The organism is Leptolyngbya sp. FACHB-671 (genome assembly GCF_014695745.1).
Lineage (GTDB): Bacteria > Cyanobacteriota > Cyanobacteriia > Elainellales > Elainellaceae > JAAUTN01.
In genome coordinates this window covers 1-2,325 of the sequence record NZ_JACJOV010000105.1, presented here as the reverse complement: position 1 = coordinate 2,325, position 2,325 = coordinate 1, and the positions used below count along the sequence as shown (strand labels likewise).

Below are 2,325 nucleotides of genomic sequence, written 5' to 3'. Positions count from 1 at the left end.
CTTCTATAGACTCACGCAGCGAAGCAAAGCCATACTGATCTATTTCAGCCAGATCATCTGCTGCCAAAACGGCTGGAGCCTCAATGAAGACCAACCGCCGCAGTTCGTCCTGGCGATCGCCGCTGAAATCTGGCAGGGGCAACAGAAGGTAGCGGTTGTACCTCCGGTTCATTGTGTCGGTATGGTGCCTAGCCAGGTTCATCAGTACGTGGGCAAGATACTGAGTGTATTGGAAACACGTTATGGTATCAAGAAATTTGCCAGTCAAACCCGGCTCGATCCAGAGTTGTGTGCAGTGCGTCCCTGTCCATTGCACAATTGAGGGGTGAAGGTGGAGCAATTGGAACTACCGCTGTGGGATGTGCTGAAGGAAGCAACGGCTGCGCCGGGCGAGGCAGACTTACAACAACTGCTGAAGGTGTTGGATGAGTCTTTATTAATGCTAGACACGGTGGGGCAGTTGCAGGTAGCAGCTGAGGCGATCGCCTTCCTTAAAACTCACGTTAGTTCAGAAATCATCTACTGAAAGAATATGGTCGCGGCGTAATGCTGAAGTCGTCACGACTTATTTCACGGGAGCCGACAGGGCACTTAAAGTCCTCTGGAGATTGCATTGACATCTCAACATCAGGTGGTATTAAAGAGGGTTGATTAGTTTCACAAACAATTGAATACGCTATTTTCGGTTGTGTCGCAAAAAATTCCTGAAGCGCTATCTGTAGAGTTACAACATATGTACTTGAACTCCATGTGTAGCGTTTCTAAAATTTTTTGCGACACAACCACCATTCCTGCAGGGTCCCTCGGTGCCGTCCTAGAAGAGCAGCAGCAACTTGCACGGTCTCGGCTTGCTTGGTTTTGAGCAGGTACAACAGTTGAATTCGCTCTTTAGCCGATGCTGTCTTTTGCTCTCTCAGCAGTTGGGCACCTCGAAAAATAGGTTAAGGAGAGTCTTAGGTTGAGACAGGTATGAGATCCTGATGATAGAGCAGTGATGGGGTGAGATGAGATGAAACAACCTGGCTTTTGGGATTGGGAAGAGCGGCAAAACAAGCTCAACGAGAAGAAGGATCTCTTGGTGCGGTTGAATGAGCTGATTGAATGGGAAACGTTTCGTCCCCTATTGGAGCAAATTCATCACAAACCGCGCAAAAGTAAAGCAGGGCGTAAGCCGATTGATGTGGTTGTGATGTTTAAGCTGTTGGTGTTGCAGCAGTTGTACAACATTAGTGATGCAGAATTAGAGTATCAAGTGAGTGACCGCTTGTCGTTTATGCAGTTTCTAGGGTTTGGGCTAGCGGATGAAGTGCCAGATGCAACAACAGTATGGCTGTTCCGCAAGCAGTTGAGCGAGCAGGAGTTGATTGAACCCTTGTTTGAGCAATTCGATGGTTATCTGATTGAGCAAGGCTATGCAGCGCAAGGGGGACAAATTGTGGATGCGACCTTGATTCCGGTGCCCAAGCCGCACAACAGCAAAGATGAGAACGAGTGCATCAAGGGAGGAGAGGTGCCCGCCCAGTGGCAGGACAAGCCGCACAAACGCGCCCAAAAGGACACGGATGCTCGGTGGACGAAGAAGGGGGGCAAGAGCTACTTCGGTTACAAGAACCATATTGGCATTGATGCCGAGCATCGGTTGATTCGTCGCTATGTCGTGACCGATGCTTCAGTGCATGACTTACAAGTACTAGGTCAATTGCTCGATGAGGACAATGAGAGTGATATGATTTGGGGGGATAGCGCCTACCGCAGCCAGGACACCGAGGACACCTTGGAGCTAATCGGGTTTGATAGCCAAATCCACCAGCGTGGGTATCGCAACCATCCCTTAAGTGAGGAGCAGAAACAGTCCAATCGCACCAAGTCCAAAATTCGTGCCAGGGTGGAGCATGTCTTTGGCACTTGGGTGATGCAAATGGGAGGCAAACTAGTGCGCTCCATTGGCATCGTAGAGCCAAGGCAAACTTGGGGCTGAAGAATTTAACCTACAACTTGATGCGTTACACCTTTTTGCAAACCCAGGCAGCGGATTAAGGTGAAACCTGGAAAGTTATCCTTAGATGCACCCGACCCAGCTAGAGTAGCTCAATTGGAGTTCAAGAAAACTGTGTTTTCAAGAAGATCCTCAATGTCTCGTTTGAGACCTCAACTCCCAAAAATGAATTAATCGAGGTTCCCAGTTGTTTGAGCTCTTCCTTGCTCTCTTCAATAGACCTCCTGCATGAATAGCAAAGGGATGTGACAGTTGAGGATCGCAGCGAAGCGAGATAGTTTCTATCTAGAAGCTATCGTCAGAAGCAGATATGCGATATACAGAATTGG

The 2,325-nt window shown here is 48.7% G+C and carries 1 protein-coding gene and 1 pseudogene; both read left to right on the top strand.

What is annotated here, in order from left to right:
* The first annotated feature begins 331 nt into the window (after positions 1-331).
* Positions 332-526 (top strand): hypothetical protein, encoded by a 195-nt coding sequence (locus tag H6F93_RS14360; protein ID WP_190681811.1) that lies wholly within the window; start codon positions 332-334, stop codon positions 524-526.
* Positions 527-1,009: 483 nt separating this feature from the next.
* Positions 1,010-2,037, top strand: a pseudogene (locus tag H6F93_RS14355) (IS5 family transposase).
* Positions 2,038-2,325: the final 288 nt, after the last annotated feature.